The sequence below is a fragment of the Bacillus sp. FSL P4-0290 genome, assembly GCF_037975435.1.
Classification (GTDB): domain Bacteria; phylum Bacillota; class Bacilli; order Bacillales; family Bacillaceae; genus Bacillus; species Bacillus subtilis.
This window is the reverse complement of record NZ_CP150253.1, coordinates 611755-627395: the sequence shown is the minus strand read 5'-3', so window position 1 is coordinate 627395 and position 15641 is coordinate 611755. Positions and strand designations below refer to the sequence as shown.

Sequence of the window (15641 nt, the reverse complement as noted above, 5' to 3'; positions counted from 1 at the left end):
ATGTCTTATATGGCCAATGTATTGTTTGCTGACTTCTGGTTCATAAGCTACACTTAACTTATTATAGCAGAGGTGAAATAATATGATGATCTTACAAATTAATCAGCTGTCCAAATCGTTTGGTGCTGATACTATTTTAAACAATATAAAGCTGGAAGTCAGAAATCGTGATCGCATCGCCATTGTAGGAAGAAATGGCGCCGGAAAATCCACGCTCCTTAAAATTATCGCAGGCCAGCTTTCGTATGAAAAGGGCGAAATTATTAAACCGAAAGATATTACAATGGGATATCTCGCCCAGCATACTGGCTTGGATTCTAAGCTTACCATAAAAGAAGAGCTGCTGACTGTTTTTGACCACTTAAAAGCAATGGAAAAGGAAATGCGGGCTATGGAAGAAAAAATGGCGGCAGCTGACCCGGGTGAATTAGAAAGCATCATGAAAACCTACGACCGCCTTCAGCAGGAATTCAAAGATAAAGGCGGCTATCAATATGAAGCGGATGTAAGATCTGTGCTGCATGGTCTCGGCTTCAGCCATTTTGACGATTCTACACAGGTTCAAAGCCTCAGCGGAGGCCAGAAAACAAGACTGGCTTTAGGTAAGCTTCTGTTAACACAGCCTGATTTGCTCATTCTCGATGAGCCGACAAACCATCTGGATATTGATACGCTTACCTGGCTTGAGCATTATTTGCAAGGCTATTCAGGCGCCATTCTCATCGTTTCGCATGACCGCTACTTTTTGGACAAAGTAGTAAACCAGGTATACGAGGTATCAAGAGCAGAAAGCAAAAAGTATCACGGCAACTACAGCGCTTATCTCGACCAAAAAGCCGCGCAGTATGAAAAAGATCTGAAAATGTATGAAAAGCAGCAGGACGAAATTGCAAAGCTGCAGGACTTCGTAGACCGAAATCTGGCGAGAGCCTCTACCACCAAAAGGGCGCAAAGCCGCAGAAAGCAACTGGAGCGAATGGAAGTCATGTCAAAACCGCTTGGCGATGAAAAATCCGCAAACTTTCATTTTGATATTACAAAACAGAGCGGAAATGAAGTCCTCCGTGTTCAGGATCTCACAATCAGCTATGAAAACCAGCCGCCGCTTTTAACAGAAGTGTCATTCATGCTGACAAGAGGAGAAAGCGCCGCGCTTGTCGGCCCTAACGGAATTGGTAAATCAACATTGCTGAAAACATTGATAGACACCCTAAAACCAGATCAAGGAACGATCTCATACGGCTCAAATGTCAGTGTCGGCTATTATGATCAGGAACAGGCTGAGCTGACTTCCTCTAAACGTGTCCTTGATGAGCTGTGGGACGAGTACCCCGGGCTCCCAGAAAAAGAAATCAGAACGTGTCTCGGAAATTTCTTATTCTCCGGAGATGATGTGCTGAAACCAGTTCATTCACTGAGCGGAGGCGAAAAAGCAAGATTGGCTCTAGCTAAGCTGATGCTTCAAAAAGCCAACTTTCTCATCCTTGATGAACCGACTAACCATCTGGATTTAGACAGCAAAGAAGTTCTCGAAAACGCGCTGATTGATTATCCAGGCACACTGTTATTTGTCTCACATGACAGATATTTTATTAACAGAATCGCCACAAGAGTATTGGAGCTTTCTTCAAGCCATATAGAGGAGTATCTGGGAGATTACGATTATTATACAGAGAAAAAAACAGAGCAGCTTGAATTGGAGAAAATAAATCAACAAGAGGAAACTGAAAAAACGCCAGCTACAGTGAAGTCTGACTCCAAACGTTCCTACGAGGAAGAAAAAGAATGGAAAAAGAAAGAGCGCCAACGACTCCGTCGGATTGAAGAAATTGAAACCACTGTTCAAACCATTGAAGAAAACATCAGCCGCAATGATGAATTGCTATGTGACCCTGAAGTCTATCAGGATCATGAAAAAGTACAAGCTATCCATGCAGACAATGAGAAGCTCAATCAGGAGCTGGAATCTCTTTTGTCCGAATGGGAAGAACTATCCACAGAAGAAGATTAAAAAAGTCAAGCACCTCTTTTTAGAGGTGCTTTTTATCCACAGAACATACCCTAATAAGCAAAACAAAGTAAGCGCTTTATACACAATATCCACAAAATATTCTGAATTTATCCACTTTATTAACAGCGACTTCAGCCCTTTATCCATCTATATCTCTATAATTACTCACAGACATGTGGATAAATTGTGAATTATCTGTTAATAACAAACATATAAAAAGTCTCACGCTATTATCTCGTGAGACTTTTATAAGAAGTCAATTCAAGGCCGGGCTGGCCATTCATATCATATGCACCGCGAATTCCTTTTTCAAAAGCAATTGTACCAGCAGCAGCAATCATCGCAGCATTATCCGTGCATAAAGCTAATGGAGGAATGACAAGCGTAATCCCTTCATGCTGGGCAAATTCCTTTTCTAATGCAGCTCTGAGGCCTCTGTTTGCAGCTACTCCTCCGGCTAAAAGGACCTGTTTGACATCATATTCCTTTGCCGCGCGCGCCGTTTTGGTTACCAAGACATCGATCACACTATTTTGGAAACTGGCAGACAAATCTTCCGGAGCAATCTCTTGCCCTTTTTGGGATGCATTATGAAGCGTATTGATCACCGCAGACTTCAATCCGCTAAAGCTGAAGTTGTAAGAGCCTTCTTCAAGCCATGCGCGAGGAAGCGGAATATTGTCATTCCCTTTTTCAGCTAGCTTGTCAATTTGCGGTCCACCCGGATATGGCAATCCCATCGTCCGAGCCACTTTGTCGTAGGCTTCTCCTGCCGCATCATCAAGGGTTTCCCCAATGACTTCAAATGATCCATGTTCCTTCATATAAACCAGTTCTGTATGGCCTCCTGAAACGACCAATGCCAGTGCCGGGAACACGATGTCTTCTACAAGACGGTTCGCGTATATATGACCGGCTATATGATGAACGCCTACTAACGGAATGTTATGTGCAAAGCTCAATGCTTTAGCGGCATTCACTCCGATAAGAAGCGCTCCCACCAGTCCCGGACCTTCTGTTACTGCAATCGCATCAATATCACTATACGTCATGCCAGCTTTGCGAAACGCCTCTTCTATAACCAAAGTGATTTGTTCAACATGATGTCTTGAAGCAATTTCCGGAACAACGCCTCCGAAGCGCTTATGGCTTTCAATTTGAGAGGCTACTACGTTTGAAATGATCTCTTTTCCGTTTTTCACAATAGCTGCAGCAGTCTCATCACAGCTTGTTTCAATTCCTAATACGTACATGTCTTTTTGCTCACTCATTTATCGTCACCCACATAATTAACGCATCTTCCCCGTTATCAGTATAATAGTTCTTTCTTATTCCGCCGGGCTGCATCCCGAATTTCTTATATAAGCCTTGAGCAGGATGATTCGAAACCCTCACTTCAAGCGAAAGCCGCCTTGCGTCTTTTTCTTTGCACAGTTCAACAGCTGAGCGAAAAAGCGTTTCTCCTAAAGACTGGCCGCGATACTCTGGTTTTATCGCTATATTTGTAATCTGGGCATCATCCATCACAATCCAAATCCCGCAATACCCAACAACATGGCCGTCCTTTTCAATCACGAGATAATGAGCATATGGATTTTCCAGCAGCTCATGATAAAACGAATCCTTCGTCCAAGGAGACGTAAAGGAGGATGCTTCGATTTCGTATACGTGATCTATATCTTCAAGCCGCATATTTCTGACCGCTGCTTTTGTTTTCATCCTATCACCCTACTTTTGACTTTCAATCCATTTCGCTTCAGCTTCTGCCAGCCGCAAGTAATCCGGGACAAGCCCATGAACATCAGCTGCTTCCTTTTCCTTCCCGAGAAAAGCCAATTCTGAAGGACGCGGGTTATGCTGGACGGCAGTTCCAATGAATCCTTTTGTTCTAAGAACATCCTCTATCATCTGCTTGTGAATAGAAGTGTCGTGACCTAAAAACAAAACAGGACGATCCTTTTCTTTTAACATCTCCAGCCAATCTGCCAGCATCACATTTTGATCTGGAACAACTTGCTCTAAAAGTCCATTTTTATATTGATACAGACCTGTGTACACCTGTCCCCGTCTAGCATCAAAGATTGGGCTGATCAGACCGTCAAAATGCCGGCCATTTGCCGCAAGCGTCTCAAGACTTGATACAGCACTTATTGGAATGTCTAAAGACCAGGCAAGTGTTTTGGCCAACGTCACACCTATTCTTACTCCTGTGTATGAACCAGGGCCTTTTGCAACGACAATTTTAGAAAGGTCCTGCGGTGCCATATCACAATCATTCAGCAATGAATGAACAGCAGGCATCGCTCTTACAGAGTGGTTCTTTTTCAAATATGTAATGTATTCTGCTATAACAGTGTCTTCTCGAAGCAGCGCAATGCCCAATGTATAATTTGATGTATCAATTGCTAATATTGTCATGTCTACTTAACTCCTCACAAAGCTTTTCATACCGATTCCCGACAGCAGTAAAGGTAATTTCCCGCTCATCATCACCAGCTCTTTTGATGACAATTTGCAGTCGCTCCTGCGGCAGCTGTTCTTCAATTAAATGAGCCCATTCAACGAGACAGACACCTTGTCCGTGAAAATATTCATCAAGTCCCAAATCTTCACTTTCATCTTCCATTCTATACACATCCATGTGATAAAGAGGAAGTACGCCATCGTTATATTCTTTTATAATTGTAAAAGTCGGACTGTTTACAACACGTGTAATTCCCAGCCCTTCTGCAAAACCTTTCGTAAAAGTCGTTTTTCCTGCACCTAAATCGCCCTCTAATGTCAGGACGTCTCCCGGTTTAGCAAACGCTGCCGCAAGCTTGGCAATTGCTTTTGTTTCTTCTGGATTTACAGTTCTCCATTTTAATTGCTTCACACGAGTCACCCGTCTTATTTAAAATGATTATATCCCTTTTTCTCTAAGATCATTGATGTTTGATCTGTTTTTAGGATCACTTTAGATTTTGTTTTTTCCCTGACATGGCCAATCTTTGTAATGGGAAGTTGACGTGCTGCGCACTGCTGCTTCAACACTTCCCACTCCTCTTTTGAAACCGTCCCTGTCAGCTCAAAATCCTCACCGCCAAACAAAGCCCATTCTTTCCAGTTAGGATGAAGCTTAGGTAAATCAGAATGAATTGGAAGCATGCTTTCATCAATTTCAATTGAAACACAGCTGGCTTCTGCAATCTCGTTCAGTTCACTAGCCAATCCGTCACTAACATCATTTAAAGCTGCCCGTTTAAAACTCGAGCATAATCTGCCGACGCTTACTCTTGGCTCAGGCCGTTTATGCCTATGGATAAAGTAATCCGTTTCCACAGATGAGTTTTGAGGATTAGTCTCTTCCAGCAATAAAGAAAGCCCTGCTGCAGAAGAACCGATTTCACCGGTTACAAACACAATATCATCCGGTTTTGCCAAGCTGCGCAAACAGGCCTGTCCCTTTTCAATTTCACCGATTACAGTGACTGTAACGACTAATTTGTCAGCGGTAGAAACTGTATCGCCGCCAATCAGATCCATATGATATAGTTTCGCCAGTTCATTCATTCCTTCATACATCGCCTTGATTTCGGATGCCGTCCATTTTGAAGGTACCGCAAGTGATACCAGATAAAACTTAGGAATGCCTCCCATCGCGGCAATATCACTTATATTAACGGCTAACGCCTTGTACCCGATATCTTCAGGTGAGGAATAGTGTAATTTGAAGTGCACGTCTTCTACCATAGTATCAACACAAACAATTTCCTGAACGCCGTGTTTCGCAGTGTAGAGCGCTGCATCATCCCCTATTCCTACATCAACGGAAGAATGGTGAATGGTCCGCGGAGTAATGCTATGTATCAAATCAAATTCATCCATGAACCAAAATCTCCTTTCAACCCTGCTTATGCCTATATGTGCTCTTCCTAGTTTATCGAATTTTGCTGGAATATCCAAGATGTTCCCGATATAAAGAAAGCTTGGCTATGACACCAAGCAGAAGATACAGTAAAAGAAAACACAAAAAAAACGAAAACATGATCGTTTCGTTTACATTAATGGCGGTCCGGACGGGACTCGAACCCGCGACCTCCTGCGTGACAGGCAGGCATTCTAACCAACTGAACTACCGGACCATATTTGTATAGGATTATTTTGGTTGCACCCTTAGGGCACTCCTTATTTAACCATATATTTGGTTGCGGGGGCAGGATTTGAACCTGCGACCTTCGGGTTATGAGCCCGACGAGCTACCGAACTGCTCCACCCCGCGATGATAAAAGTAATGCTTGGCGGCGTCCTACTCTCACAGGGGGAAACCCCCGACTACCATCGGCGCTGAAGAGCTTAACTTCCGTGTTCGGTATGGGAACGGGTGTGACCTCTTCGCTATCGCCACCAAACAAATTGAGAGTGTTCTCTCAAAACTAGATAACAGGTGTGACATCATTCAAAAATATGGTTAAGTCCTCGATCGATTAGTATCTGTCAGCTCCATGTGTCGCCACACTTCCACCTCAGACCTATCAACCTGATCATCTTTCAGGGATCTTACTTCCTTGCGGAATGGGAAATCTCATCTTGAGGGGGGCTTCATGCTTAGATGCTTTCAGCACTTATCCCGTCCGCACATAGCTACCCAGCGATGCCCTTGGCAGAACAACTGGTACACCAGCGGTGCGTCCATCCCGGTCCTCTCGTACTAAGGACAGCTCCTCTCAAATTTCCTGCGCCCGCGACGGATAGGGACCGAACTGTCTCACGACGTTCTGAACCCAGCTCGCGTACCGCTTTAATGGGCGAACAGCCCAACCCTTGGGACCGACTACAGCCCCAGGATGCGATGAGCCGACATCGAGGTGCCAAACCTCCCCGTCGATGTGGACTCTTGGGGGAGATAAGCCTGTTATCCCCGGGGTAGCTTTTATCCGTTGAGCGATGGCCCTTCCATGCGGAACCACCGGATCACTAAGCCCGACTTTCGTCCCTGCTCGACTTGTAGGTCTCGCAGTCAAGCTCCCTTGTGCCTTTACACTCTGCGAATGATTTCCAACCATTCTGAGGGAACCTTTGGGCGCCTCCGTTACCTTTTAGGAGGCGACCGCCCCAGTCAAACTGCCCACCTGACACTGTCTCCCCGCCCGATAAGGGCGGCGGGTTAGAAGGTCAATACAGCCAGGGTAGTATCCCACCGATGCCTCCACCGAAGCTGGCGCTCCGGTTTCCAAGGCTCCTACCTATCCTGTACAAGCTGTACCAACATTCAATATCAGGCTGCAGTAAAGCTCCACGGGGTCTTTCCGTCCTGTCGCGGGTAACCTGCATCTTCACAGGTACTATAATTTCACCGAGTCTCTCGTTGAGACAGTGCCCAGATCGTTGCGCCTTTCGTGCGGGTCGGAACTTACCCGACAAGGAATTTCGCTACCTTAGGACCGTTATAGTTACGGCCGCCGTTTACTGGGGCTTCAATTCGCACCTTCGCTTACGCTAAGCGCTCCTCTTAACCTTCCAGCACCGGGCAGGCGTCAGCCCCTATACTTCGCCTTACGGCTTCGCAGAGACCTGTGTTTTTGCTAAACAGTCGCCTGGGCCTATTCACTGCGGCTCTCTCGGGCTTGCACCCTAACAGAGCACCCCTTCTCCCGAAGTTACGGGGTCATTTTGCCGAGTTCCTTAACGAGAGTTCTCTCGATCACCTTAGGATTCTCTCCTCGCCTACCTGTGTCGGTTTGCGGTACGGGCACCTCTCACCTCGCTAGAGGCTTTTCTTGGCAGTGTGGAATCAGGAACTTCGCTACTATATTTCGCTCGCCATCACAGCTCAGCCTTATGGGAAACGGATTTGCCTATTTCCCAGCCTAACTGCTTGGACGCGGATATCCAATACCGCGCTTACCCTATCCTCCTGCGTCCCCCCATTGCTCAAATGGTGAGGAGGTGGTACAGGAATATCAACCTGTTGTCCATCGCCTACGCCTTTCGGCCTCGGCTTAGGTCCCGACTAACCCTGAGCGGACGAGCCTTCCTCAGGAAACCTTAGGCATTCGGTGGAGGGGATTCTCACCCCTCTTTCGCTACTCATACCGGCATTCTCACTTCTAAGCGCTCCACCAGTCCTTCCGGTCTGGCTTCACAGCCCTTAGAACGCTCTCCTACCACTGTTCGAAGAACAGTCCGCAGCTTCGGTGATACGTTTAGCCCCGGTACATTTTCGGCGCAGAGTCACTCGACCAGTGAGCTATTACGCACTCTTTAAATGGTGGCTGCTTCTAAGCCAACATCCTGGTTGTCTAAGCAACTCCACATCCTTTTCCACTTAACGTATACTTTGGGACCTTAGCTGGCGGTCTGGGCTGTTTCCCTTTCGACTACGGATCTTATCACTCGCAGTCTGACTCCCAAGGATAAGTCATTGGCATTCGGAGTTTGACTGAATTCGGTAACCCGGTAGGGGCCCCTAGTCCAATCAGTGCTCTACCTCCAAGACTCTTACCTTGAGGCTAGCCCTAAAGCTATTTCGGAGAGAACCAGCTATCTCCAGGTTCGATTGGCATTTCACCCCTACCCACACCTCATCCCCGCACTTTTCAACGTGCGTGGGTTCGGGCCTCCATTCAGTGTTACCTGAACTTCACCCTGGACATGGGTAGATCACCTGGTTTCGGGTCTACGACCACGTACTCATGCGCCCTATTCAGACTCGCTTTCGCTGCGGCTCCGCATCTTCTGCTTAACCTTGCACGGGATCGTAACTCGCCGGTTCATTCTACAAAAGGCACGCCATCACCCGTTAACGGGCTCTGACTACTTGTAGGCACACGGTTTCAGGATCTCTTTCACTCCCCTTCCGGGGTGCTTTTCACCTTTCCCTCACGGTACTGGTTCACTATCGGTCACTAGGGAGTATTTAGCCTTGGGAGATGGTCCTCCCGGATTCCGACGGAATTTCACGTGTTCCGCCGTACTCAGGATCCACTCAGGAGAGAACGAAGTTTTGACTACAGGGCTGTTACCTCCTATGGCGGGCCTTTCCAGACCTCTTCATCTACCTCGTTCTTTTGTAACTCCGTACAGAGTGTCCTACAACCCCAAGAGGCAAGCCTCTTGGTTTGGGCTGATCCCGTTTCGCTCGCCGCTACTCAGGGAATCGCATTTGCTTTCTCTTCCTCCGGGTACTTAGATGTTTCAGTTCCCCGGGTCTGCCTTCTCATATCCTATGAATTCAGATATGGATACCACTCCATTACGAGTGGTGGGTTTCCCCATTCGGAAATCTCCGGATCAAAGCTTGCTTACAGCTCCCCGAAGCATATCGGTGTTCGTCCCGTCCTTCATCGGCTCCTAGTGCCAAGGCATCCACCGTGCGCCCTTTCTAACTTAACCGTTAAAAAGAATCACTATGTGATATCTTGTGTTACTAATTGAATGTGATGTCTACTGTTATCTAGTTTTCAAAGAACACGTTTCGAAGGAATGATCCTTCAAAACTAAACAAGACAGGGAACGTTCTGTTTATAAGACCCAAGGTCTTATATTCCGTATAATATCCTTAGAAAGGAGGTGATCCAGCCGCACCTTCCGATACGGCTACCTTGTTACGACTTCACCCCAATCATCTGTCCCACCTTCGGCGGCTGGCTCCTAAAAGGTTACCTCACCGACTTCGGGTGTTACAAACTCTCGTGGTGTGACGGGCGGTGTGTACAAGGCCCGGGAACGTATTCACCGCGGCATGCTGATCCGCGATTACTAGCGATTCCAGCTTCACGCAGTCGAGTTGCAGACTGCGATCCGAACTGAGAACAGATTTGTGGGATTGGCTTAACCTCGCGGTTTCGCTGCCCTTTGTTCTGTCCATTGTAGCACGTGTGTAGCCCAGGTCATAAGGGGCATGATGATTTGACGTCATCCCCACCTTCCTCCGGTTTGTCACCGGCAGTCACCTTAGAGTGCCCAACTGAATGCTGGCAACTAAGATCAAGGGTTGCGCTCGTTGCGGGACTTAACCCAACATCTCACGACACGAGCTGACGACAACCATGCACCACCTGTCACTCTGCCCCCGAAGGGGACGTCCTATCTCTAGGATTGTCAGAGGATGTCAAGACCTGGTAAGGTTCTTCGCGTTGCTTCGAATTAAACCACATGCTCCACCGCTTGTGCGGGCCCCCGTCAATTCCTTTGAGTTTCAGTCTTGCGACCGTACTCCCCAGGCGGAGTGCTTAATGCGTTAGCTGCAGCACTAAGGGGCGGAAACCCCCTAACACTTAGCACTCATCGTTTACGGCGTGGACTACCAGGGTATCTAATCCTGTTCGCTCCCCACGCTTTCGCTCCTCAGCGTCAGTTACAGACCAGAGAGTCGCCTTCGCCACTGGTGTTCCTCCACATCTCTACGCATTTCACCGCTACACGTGGAATTCCACTCTCCTCTTCTGCACTCAAGTTCCCCAGTTTCCAATGACCCTCCCCGGTTGAGCCGGGGGCTTTCACATCAGACTTAAGAAACCGCCTGCGAGCCCTTTACGCCCAATAATTCCGGACAACGCTTGCCACCTACGTATTACCGCGGCTGCTGGCACGTAGTTAGCCGTGGCTTTCTGGTTAGGTACCGTCAAGGTACCGCCCTATTCGAACGGTACTTGTTCTTCCCTAACAACAGAGCTTTACGATCCGAAAACCTTCATCACTCACGCGGCGTTGCTCCGTCAGACTTTCGTCCATTGCGGAAGATTCCCTACTGCTGCCTCCCGTAGGAGTCTGGGCCGTGTCTCAGTCCCAGTGTGGCCGATCACCCTCTCAGGTCGGCTACGCATCGTCGCCTTGGTGAGCCGTTACCTCACCAACTAGCTAATGCGCCGCGGGTCCATCTGTAAGTGGTAGCCGAAGCCACCTTTTATGTTTGAACCATGCGGTTCAAACAACCATCCGGTATTAGCCCCGGTTTCCCGGAGTTATCCCAGTCTTACAGGCAGGTTACCCACGTGTTACTCACCCGTCCGCCGCTAACATCAGGGAGCAAGCTCCCATCTGTCCGCTCGACTTGCATGTATTAGGCACGCCGCCAGCGTTCGTCCTGAGCCAGGATCAAACTCTCCGATAAATGGATCACAGGTTAAGTTCACCGCATCCTGCGGCGACACCTGTGTGACCTGCGTCGTGCAGGCCCTAGTTTGACTGACTACGCACATCGCTGTGCGATTTTTAAAAACTGAATTAACAGGTACGTTTTGTCTTGTTTAGTTTTCAAAGATCATTCAATAATGGAGCGGGTGATGAGAATCGAACTCACGACATCAGCTTGGAAGGCTGAGGTTTTACCACTAAACTACACCCGCGTGGTATCTTATATGGCGCGCCCGAGAGGAGTCGAACCCCTAACCTTTTGATCCGTAGTCAAACGCTCTATCCAATTGAGCTACGGGCGCTTATCAAGCGACTTAACTATCATACTATCATTTGATGTTGAAGTCAAGAAGTTTTTTAATGTTTTTTCGAATCTTTTTCAATTCGACTTTTTCTTATTATACACATTTTTAAAATCTTGTAAACACCTTAGGAAAACTTTTTGTTTTTCTGTTTTGTTTCACGCTGTTCATCAGCGACGTTTAATAATATACCATGCCTGTTTTATTTGGTCAACACTTTTCCTGTATTTTTTTATTTTCTTCTTTCACGCCTTCCCATGCTTATCATGTATATATTTTATCTCATCTTACAAATAATATAAGAAAATCTCTTAAGAAGAAATGAGGCGTGTTATGTATTACTACAAAGAGGAACTGATTAATATCATTAAACCGGACAAGCCAGACCCGGCAGCTGCTAAGGTCCTGCAGGAGATATTAGGCGGTCATTACGGAGAAATGCGTACAATGATGCAGTTTTTTTTCCAAAGCTCTAATTTCAGAGGAAAGCAGAAACAGTACCGCGATCTGCTTCGCGGCATTTTTTTAGAGGAGATTGCCCACGTTGAACTGGTTCAAAACACAATCAATGCTTTATTAGATGAATCAGGCGGTGAAGGTGTCGGCAGTCAAGGTGCAGATCAAGCACCACTTAATGAAGCCGTTAAACATGCTAATCCTCATCATTATATTATTGGTGCGCAAAGTTCCCTTCCCGTTGATGCAGGGGGCAATCCGTGGAACGGGTCGTGGGTGTATAACCACGGAAACTTAATTACTGACCTGCTTGATAATCTGCTTCTTGAGTCGACAGGTGTGCTGCAAAAAACAAGAATTTATGAAATGAGCTCTAATCAGACGTTCCGCGAAACACTTGCTTTTCTGATTGTACGCGACAATGCTCACCAGAATGCATTCGCGAAAGCGCTCGAGACATTGGGCGTTGAGTGGGCGAAGCTCCTCCCTGTACCGAATTATGACATTAATAAATATCCTGAGTGCAGAAAGTATGTCGAATTAGGCTACCATAATGCACAGTTTAACTTTAGGTTGGATGAAACGAGAATCGGTGAAATCTATCAAGGGAAATCTCCAAGCCGAAATGGCGGAGAGTTACAAGTAATAGATCCTCCGGCAGGGTTTCCCGTACCAGTGCTTCCTGAAATACCGAATGAACACAGTCCTGGGTTAGGCGATATGAATGCTTAATCCAGTGGGAAGGTGCTCAAGAAACTTCTTGAGCACCTTCTTATTGTACATTACTGATTCATTCAACGATTGGCGTTAAAGAATCGCCATTCCATATTTCTCCCTTATTGAGTGTCCAGCTGTCATGATATAAAGCTGAAGCACCCTTGTTTACTGCTGGGCTCCATTCATCATTCCATGCGAGGAAGTAAATGGTTTTAGGATATTTTTGTTTTATTGCATTGATGAACAGGCTGTAATCGAAGCTGCCGTTTGCTGTTTGCGGGCCAACTTCTGTAAAAGCAAATGGTTTATTAAGCGCTGTTAGCTGATCGTATCCATTGATCGAGTAGGCATCTTGAAAATACGCATCTAATCCGACAATATCCACGTAAGACGCGCCCGGGTAAAAATCAGTTTTAAAATCTCGGTTGGCGTCGGGAGAGTAAACCCAAATCAAATGATCAAGTCCTCTTGTGTCGGTCATATAATGATAGATTTTCTTGTAGAGCTGTTTATATAGAGAGATTCTTTCATTATCCTTTTGATTATATGATGTAAGTCCCCACCAAAACCATTCACCGTTCATTTCATGCAGCGGCCTGAACAGAACAGGCACACCTTGGTTCTCCAGCTCTTGAAGTCCGTCAGCAATTTTGCTGAGCATGGCATTTAGCCGCTTTCCTTCTGCTGTTGAAGAATCTAGTATTTTTTTATACTGATCATTTGTAATCGGTGTTTTAAAATGCCCTGACTGAAAAGCAGGGTTCGCCAGGTGCAAACTGATTTGCGGAATTCCGCCATTTTTCCAATACGACATTAAATCGCCGTTGCAGCTTACATCTATTGAATCTTCAATATTTGCTGTTTCAAGCCATCCTCTGGCATAATCGCAGCCATAAATAGCAGGCGATTGCCCGGTGGCGCTTCGGATTCTATCAGCCTCAGCCATAGAAAATGTGTCATGACTGTAACCTCCGAACGCTCCGGAAAGGACTCTGTTTTCCGTTCGGTTCGGCAGGTGCGCAAGCCAGTTCATCACTGTTTTTGTTGTCTGCTGGGCATTAGGATTCACAGGCGACACAGTATGCGCTTCAATTGGTTTTGCTAAAACAGCAGACGCAAGTAAAAATATAATGAGCAAAGAGATCGTATGTTTCTTAAACAAATGCAACTCCCCCATTCATTAAGGATGAGATATCATGAATTCACATGTTCCTTCTATTGAAAACTCGCCAAAATGCGCAGGCAAGACAAAGTGTGAGCCTGCATTGCATTCATACTGAATACCATTATTTATGATTCGTCCTGATCCGCTCAGAACACTCCCCAGCAAATAGGTTTGATGTGAAGGAAAAGCAGCTCGGCCGCTAATCTTCCATTTGTACACTGAGAAATAATCTGATTGCACATAAACAATGATCTCAGCGTTACCAACTTCTTTTACTTCCGGTGTATGCACTTTATCGATATGCGGTATCGTTATGACTTCCATGGCTTTTTCTATATGAAGAGTTCTTTTTTGGCCCTGGTCATTACAGCGGTCATAATCGTATACGCGATACGTTGTATCAGAGTTTTGCTGGATTTCAAGGACAAGGGTTCCCTCACATAATGCATGGAGTGTACCGCTTGGCACATAAAAGAAATCTCCGGGCTTGATTTTGATTCGCCTCAGCAGCCCGTTCCAATCACCGCTTTCTATTCGTTGTTTGAATTCCTCCTTTGTGCTTGCGTGATGTCCCAAAATCAGTTCGGCGTCATCTTTGCAATCAATGATATACCAGCACTCCGTTTTACCAAGGTCGCCATTTTCATGCAGTTTTGCATAATCATCATCAGGATGGACTTGCACGGAGAGATCCATATTGGCGTCCAGCAGCTTTACCAGCAGCGGAAACACCTTACCATCCGGAAACCCGAATATCTCTGGGTGATCTTGCCATACTTGATCTAGTGTCTTTCCTGCCAGCGGGCCGTTCTTTACAGCCGACGGGCCATGGGCATGTGCAGAAACGGCCCAGCACTCACCTGTTTTTTGTGAGGGTATTGCGTAGCCAAAAGCGTCACGAAGCTTCGTCCCTCCCCATAGTCTTTCTTTAAAGACAGGCTCTAAAAATAATGGATGCGTCATGATCGCACCTCCCCGGATGCTGCCTCTGCTTGTAAGGCCTGATGCGCTAAAACTAGCGTGCCGATGATTCCGGCGTTACTGCCTAAACGTGGAGGTACAATATAATCACTTATATCATCTGACAATTCAGAAAAATCTAAGTAGTTGTTCATGATTTTCGGTACATATTGATAGATATAAGAAAACACTTGTTTCTGTTGCATGACGCCGCCGCCAAGAATGATTTTTTTAGGTGCAAGGATCAAAATATACTGAGCCAGTGCTTGGGCAATATAGTACCCTTCCAGTTCCCAGACTTGTGCTATACCTGATAAATCCGCGGCTTTTTTTCCCCAGCGCGCTTCAATGGCGGGACCGGAAGCCAAGCCTTCAAAGCAATCTCCATGATAAGGACACTTCCCTTGGTATGCGTCATCCGGGTGCCTCCGGATATAAATATGGCCCATCTCTGGGTGCGACAGCCCCTGAAGGAGCCTGCCCCCTACAATTGCGCCCGCACCGATGCCAGTACCAATCGTTATATACAGGCAGCTGTCGAGACCCTTCGCTTCACCGAAAAGGAATTCACCCAGCGCCGCAGCGTTGACATCTGTACTAAATCCGACTGGGATTTTCATTTCGTTCTTAACGGTTTGCAAAAAGGGGTAGTGTCTCCAGCCCGCTTTCGGCGTGGCCATAATGGTACCGTATGTTTGACTGGTTTTATCGTTATCAACGGGGCCAAAGGAGCCGATGCCGATCGCCTGTAATGAAAATTGGCGAAAATATTGAATCACTTTCTCTATCGTTTCATCCGGCATCTTTGTAGGGAATTCTATTCGGTCAATGATTGTTCCATCTTCTTTACCGACAGCACAAATAACCTTTGTGCCGCCTGCTTCAATACCGCCAAGCATGCAGATGGCCTCCT

General features: G+C 46.5%; 10 protein-coding genes, 4 tRNA genes and 3 rRNA genes. 2 read left to right on the top strand and 15 right to left on the bottom strand.

Annotated elements, in window-relative coordinates; translation table 11 throughout:
- The first annotated feature begins 82 nt into the window (after positions 1-82).
- On the top strand, positions 83-2011 hold the full coding sequence (gene abc-f, locus MKY10_RS03285) for an ABC-F type ribosomal protection protein (protein ID WP_015482882.1): 1929 nt from the start codon (positions 83-85) through the stop codon (positions 2009-2011).
- A 230-nt stretch (positions 2012-2241) separates the two neighbouring features.
- Here abc-f and tsaD read toward each other — a convergent pair whose 3' ends face one another.
- From tsaD to MKY10_RS03225, 12 genes are all read right to left on the bottom strand, one after another.
- On the bottom strand, positions 2242-3282 hold the full coding sequence (gene tsaD / locus MKY10_RS03280) for a tRNA (adenosine(37)-N6)-threonylcarbamoyltransferase complex transferase subunit TsaD (RefSeq protein ID WP_015715342.1): 1041 nt from the start codon (positions 3280-3282) through the stop codon (positions 2242-2244).
- A complete protein-coding gene (gene rimI, locus MKY10_RS03275; RefSeq protein ID WP_015252683.1) occupies positions 3275-3730 on the bottom strand; it encodes a ribosomal protein S18-alanine N-acetyltransferase in 456 nt (151 codons plus the stop codon). Before rimI ends, tsaD begins: the two co-directional genes overlap by 8 nt.
- Before the next feature lie 9 nt (positions 3731-3739).
- Entirely contained in the window at positions 3740-4429 is a 690-nt protein-coding gene (tsaB, locus tag MKY10_RS03270; RefSeq protein WP_015252684.1) for a tRNA (adenosine(37)-N6)-threonylcarbamoyltransferase complex dimerization subunit type 1 TsaB, read from the bottom strand.
- Positions 4410-4886, bottom strand: a complete 477-nt coding sequence (gene tsaE / locus MKY10_RS03265) for a tRNA (adenosine(37)-N6)-threonylcarbamoyltransferase complex ATPase subunit type 1 TsaE (RefSeq protein ID WP_015252685.1) — start codon at positions 4884-4886, stop codon at positions 4410-4412. The genes tsaB and tsaE overlap by 20 nt, the downstream gene beginning before the upstream one ends.
- A 14-nt stretch (positions 4887-4900) precedes the next feature.
- Positions 4901-5878, bottom strand: a complete 978-nt coding sequence (thiL, locus tag MKY10_RS03260; RefSeq protein ID WP_015252686.1) for a thiamine-phosphate kinase — start codon at positions 5876-5878, stop codon at positions 4901-4903.
- Between the two features lie 180 nt (positions 5879-6058).
- A tRNA-Asp gene (locus MKY10_RS03255) sits at positions 6059-6135 on the bottom strand.
- 60 nt (positions 6136-6195) lie between these two features.
- Positions 6196-6272, bottom strand: a tRNA-Met gene (locus MKY10_RS03250).
- Between the two features lie 14 nt (positions 6273-6286).
- Positions 6287-6402: ribosomal RNA gene (gene rrf / locus MKY10_RS03245) — 5S ribosomal RNA — on the bottom strand.
- A 55-nt stretch (positions 6403-6457) separates the two neighbouring features.
- A 23S ribosomal RNA gene (locus MKY10_RS03240) occupies positions 6458-9385 on the bottom strand.
- Positions 9386-9555: 170 nt separating this feature from the next.
- Positions 9556-11105: ribosomal RNA gene (locus tag MKY10_RS03235) — 16S ribosomal RNA — on the bottom strand.
- Together the 16S, 23S and 5S rRNA genes with 4 tRNA genes alongside form the textbook arrangement of a ribosomal RNA operon.
- Positions 11106-11266: 161 nt before the next feature.
- Positions 11267-11340 (bottom strand) — tRNA-Gly (locus MKY10_RS03230).
- Positions 11341-11353: 13 nt separating this feature from the next.
- A tRNA-Arg gene (locus MKY10_RS03225) sits at positions 11354-11430 on the bottom strand.
- Between the two features lie 333 nt (positions 11431-11763).
- Here MKY10_RS03225 and MKY10_RS03220 point away from each other — a divergent pair.
- Positions 11764-12618: a manganese catalase family protein gene (locus MKY10_RS03220; RefSeq protein ID WP_021481617.1), complete on the top strand. Its 855-nt coding sequence runs from the start codon at positions 11764-11766 to the stop codon at positions 12616-12618.
- Between the two features lie 58 nt (positions 12619-12676).
- Here MKY10_RS03220 and gmuG read toward each other — a convergent pair whose 3' ends face one another.
- Genes gmuG through gmuE form a run of 3 tightly spaced genes read right to left on the bottom strand, consistent with a single transcriptional unit; the run spans position 12677 to position 15627 of the window.
- The gene (gene gmuG, locus MKY10_RS03215) at positions 12677-13765 is read right to left on the bottom strand and encodes a mannan endo-1,4-beta-mannosidase (RefSeq protein ID WP_041850758.1); all 1089 of its coding nucleotides are present in this window, start codon (positions 13763-13765) and stop codon (positions 12677-12679) included.
- 18 nt (positions 13766-13783) lie between these two features.
- Positions 13784-14731 carry a mannose-6-phosphate isomerase, class I gene (gene manA / locus MKY10_RS03210; RefSeq protein WP_041850757.1) on the bottom strand — a complete coding sequence of 316 codons (948 nt, stop codon included), beginning with the start codon at positions 14729-14731 and terminating at the stop codon, positions 13784-13786.
- Positions 14728-15627, bottom strand: a complete 900-nt coding sequence (gmuE, locus tag MKY10_RS03205; protein WP_014479017.1) for a fructokinase GmuE — start codon at positions 15625-15627, stop codon at positions 14728-14730. The genes manA and gmuE overlap by 4 nt, the downstream gene beginning before the upstream one ends.
- Positions 15628-15641: the final 14 nt, after the last annotated feature.

Excerpts from the sequence above, each read along its gene's own strand:
- MKY10_RS03220 (WP_021481617.1), top strand. The coding sequence starts at position 11,764 with ATGTATTACTACAAAGAGGAACTGATTAATATCATTAAACCGGACAAG.
- rimI (WP_015252683.1), bottom strand. The coding sequence starts at position 3,730 with ATGAAAACAAAAGCAGCGGTCAGAAATATGCGGCTTGAAGATATAGAT.
- gmuE (WP_014479017.1), bottom strand. The coding sequence starts at position 15,627 with ATGCTTGGCGGTATTGAAGCAGGCGGCACAAAGGTTATTTGTGCTGTC.
- tsaB (WP_015252684.1), bottom strand. The coding sequence starts at position 4,429 with ATGACAATATTAGCAATTGATACATCAAATTATACATTGGGCATTGCG.
- thiL (WP_015252686.1), bottom strand. The coding sequence starts at position 5,878 with ATGGATGAATTTGATTTGATACATAGCATTACTCCGCGGACCATTCAC.
- tsaD (WP_015715342.1), bottom strand. The coding sequence starts at position 3,282 with ATGAGTGAGCAAAAAGACATGTACGTATTAGGAATTGAAACAAGCTGT.
- manA (WP_041850757.1), bottom strand. The coding sequence starts at position 14,731 with ATGACGCATCCATTATTTTTAGAGCCTGTCTTTAAAGAAAGACTATGG.
- abc-f (WP_015482882.1), top strand. The coding sequence starts at position 83 with ATGATGATCTTACAAATTAATCAGCTGTCCAAATCGTTTGGTGCTGAT.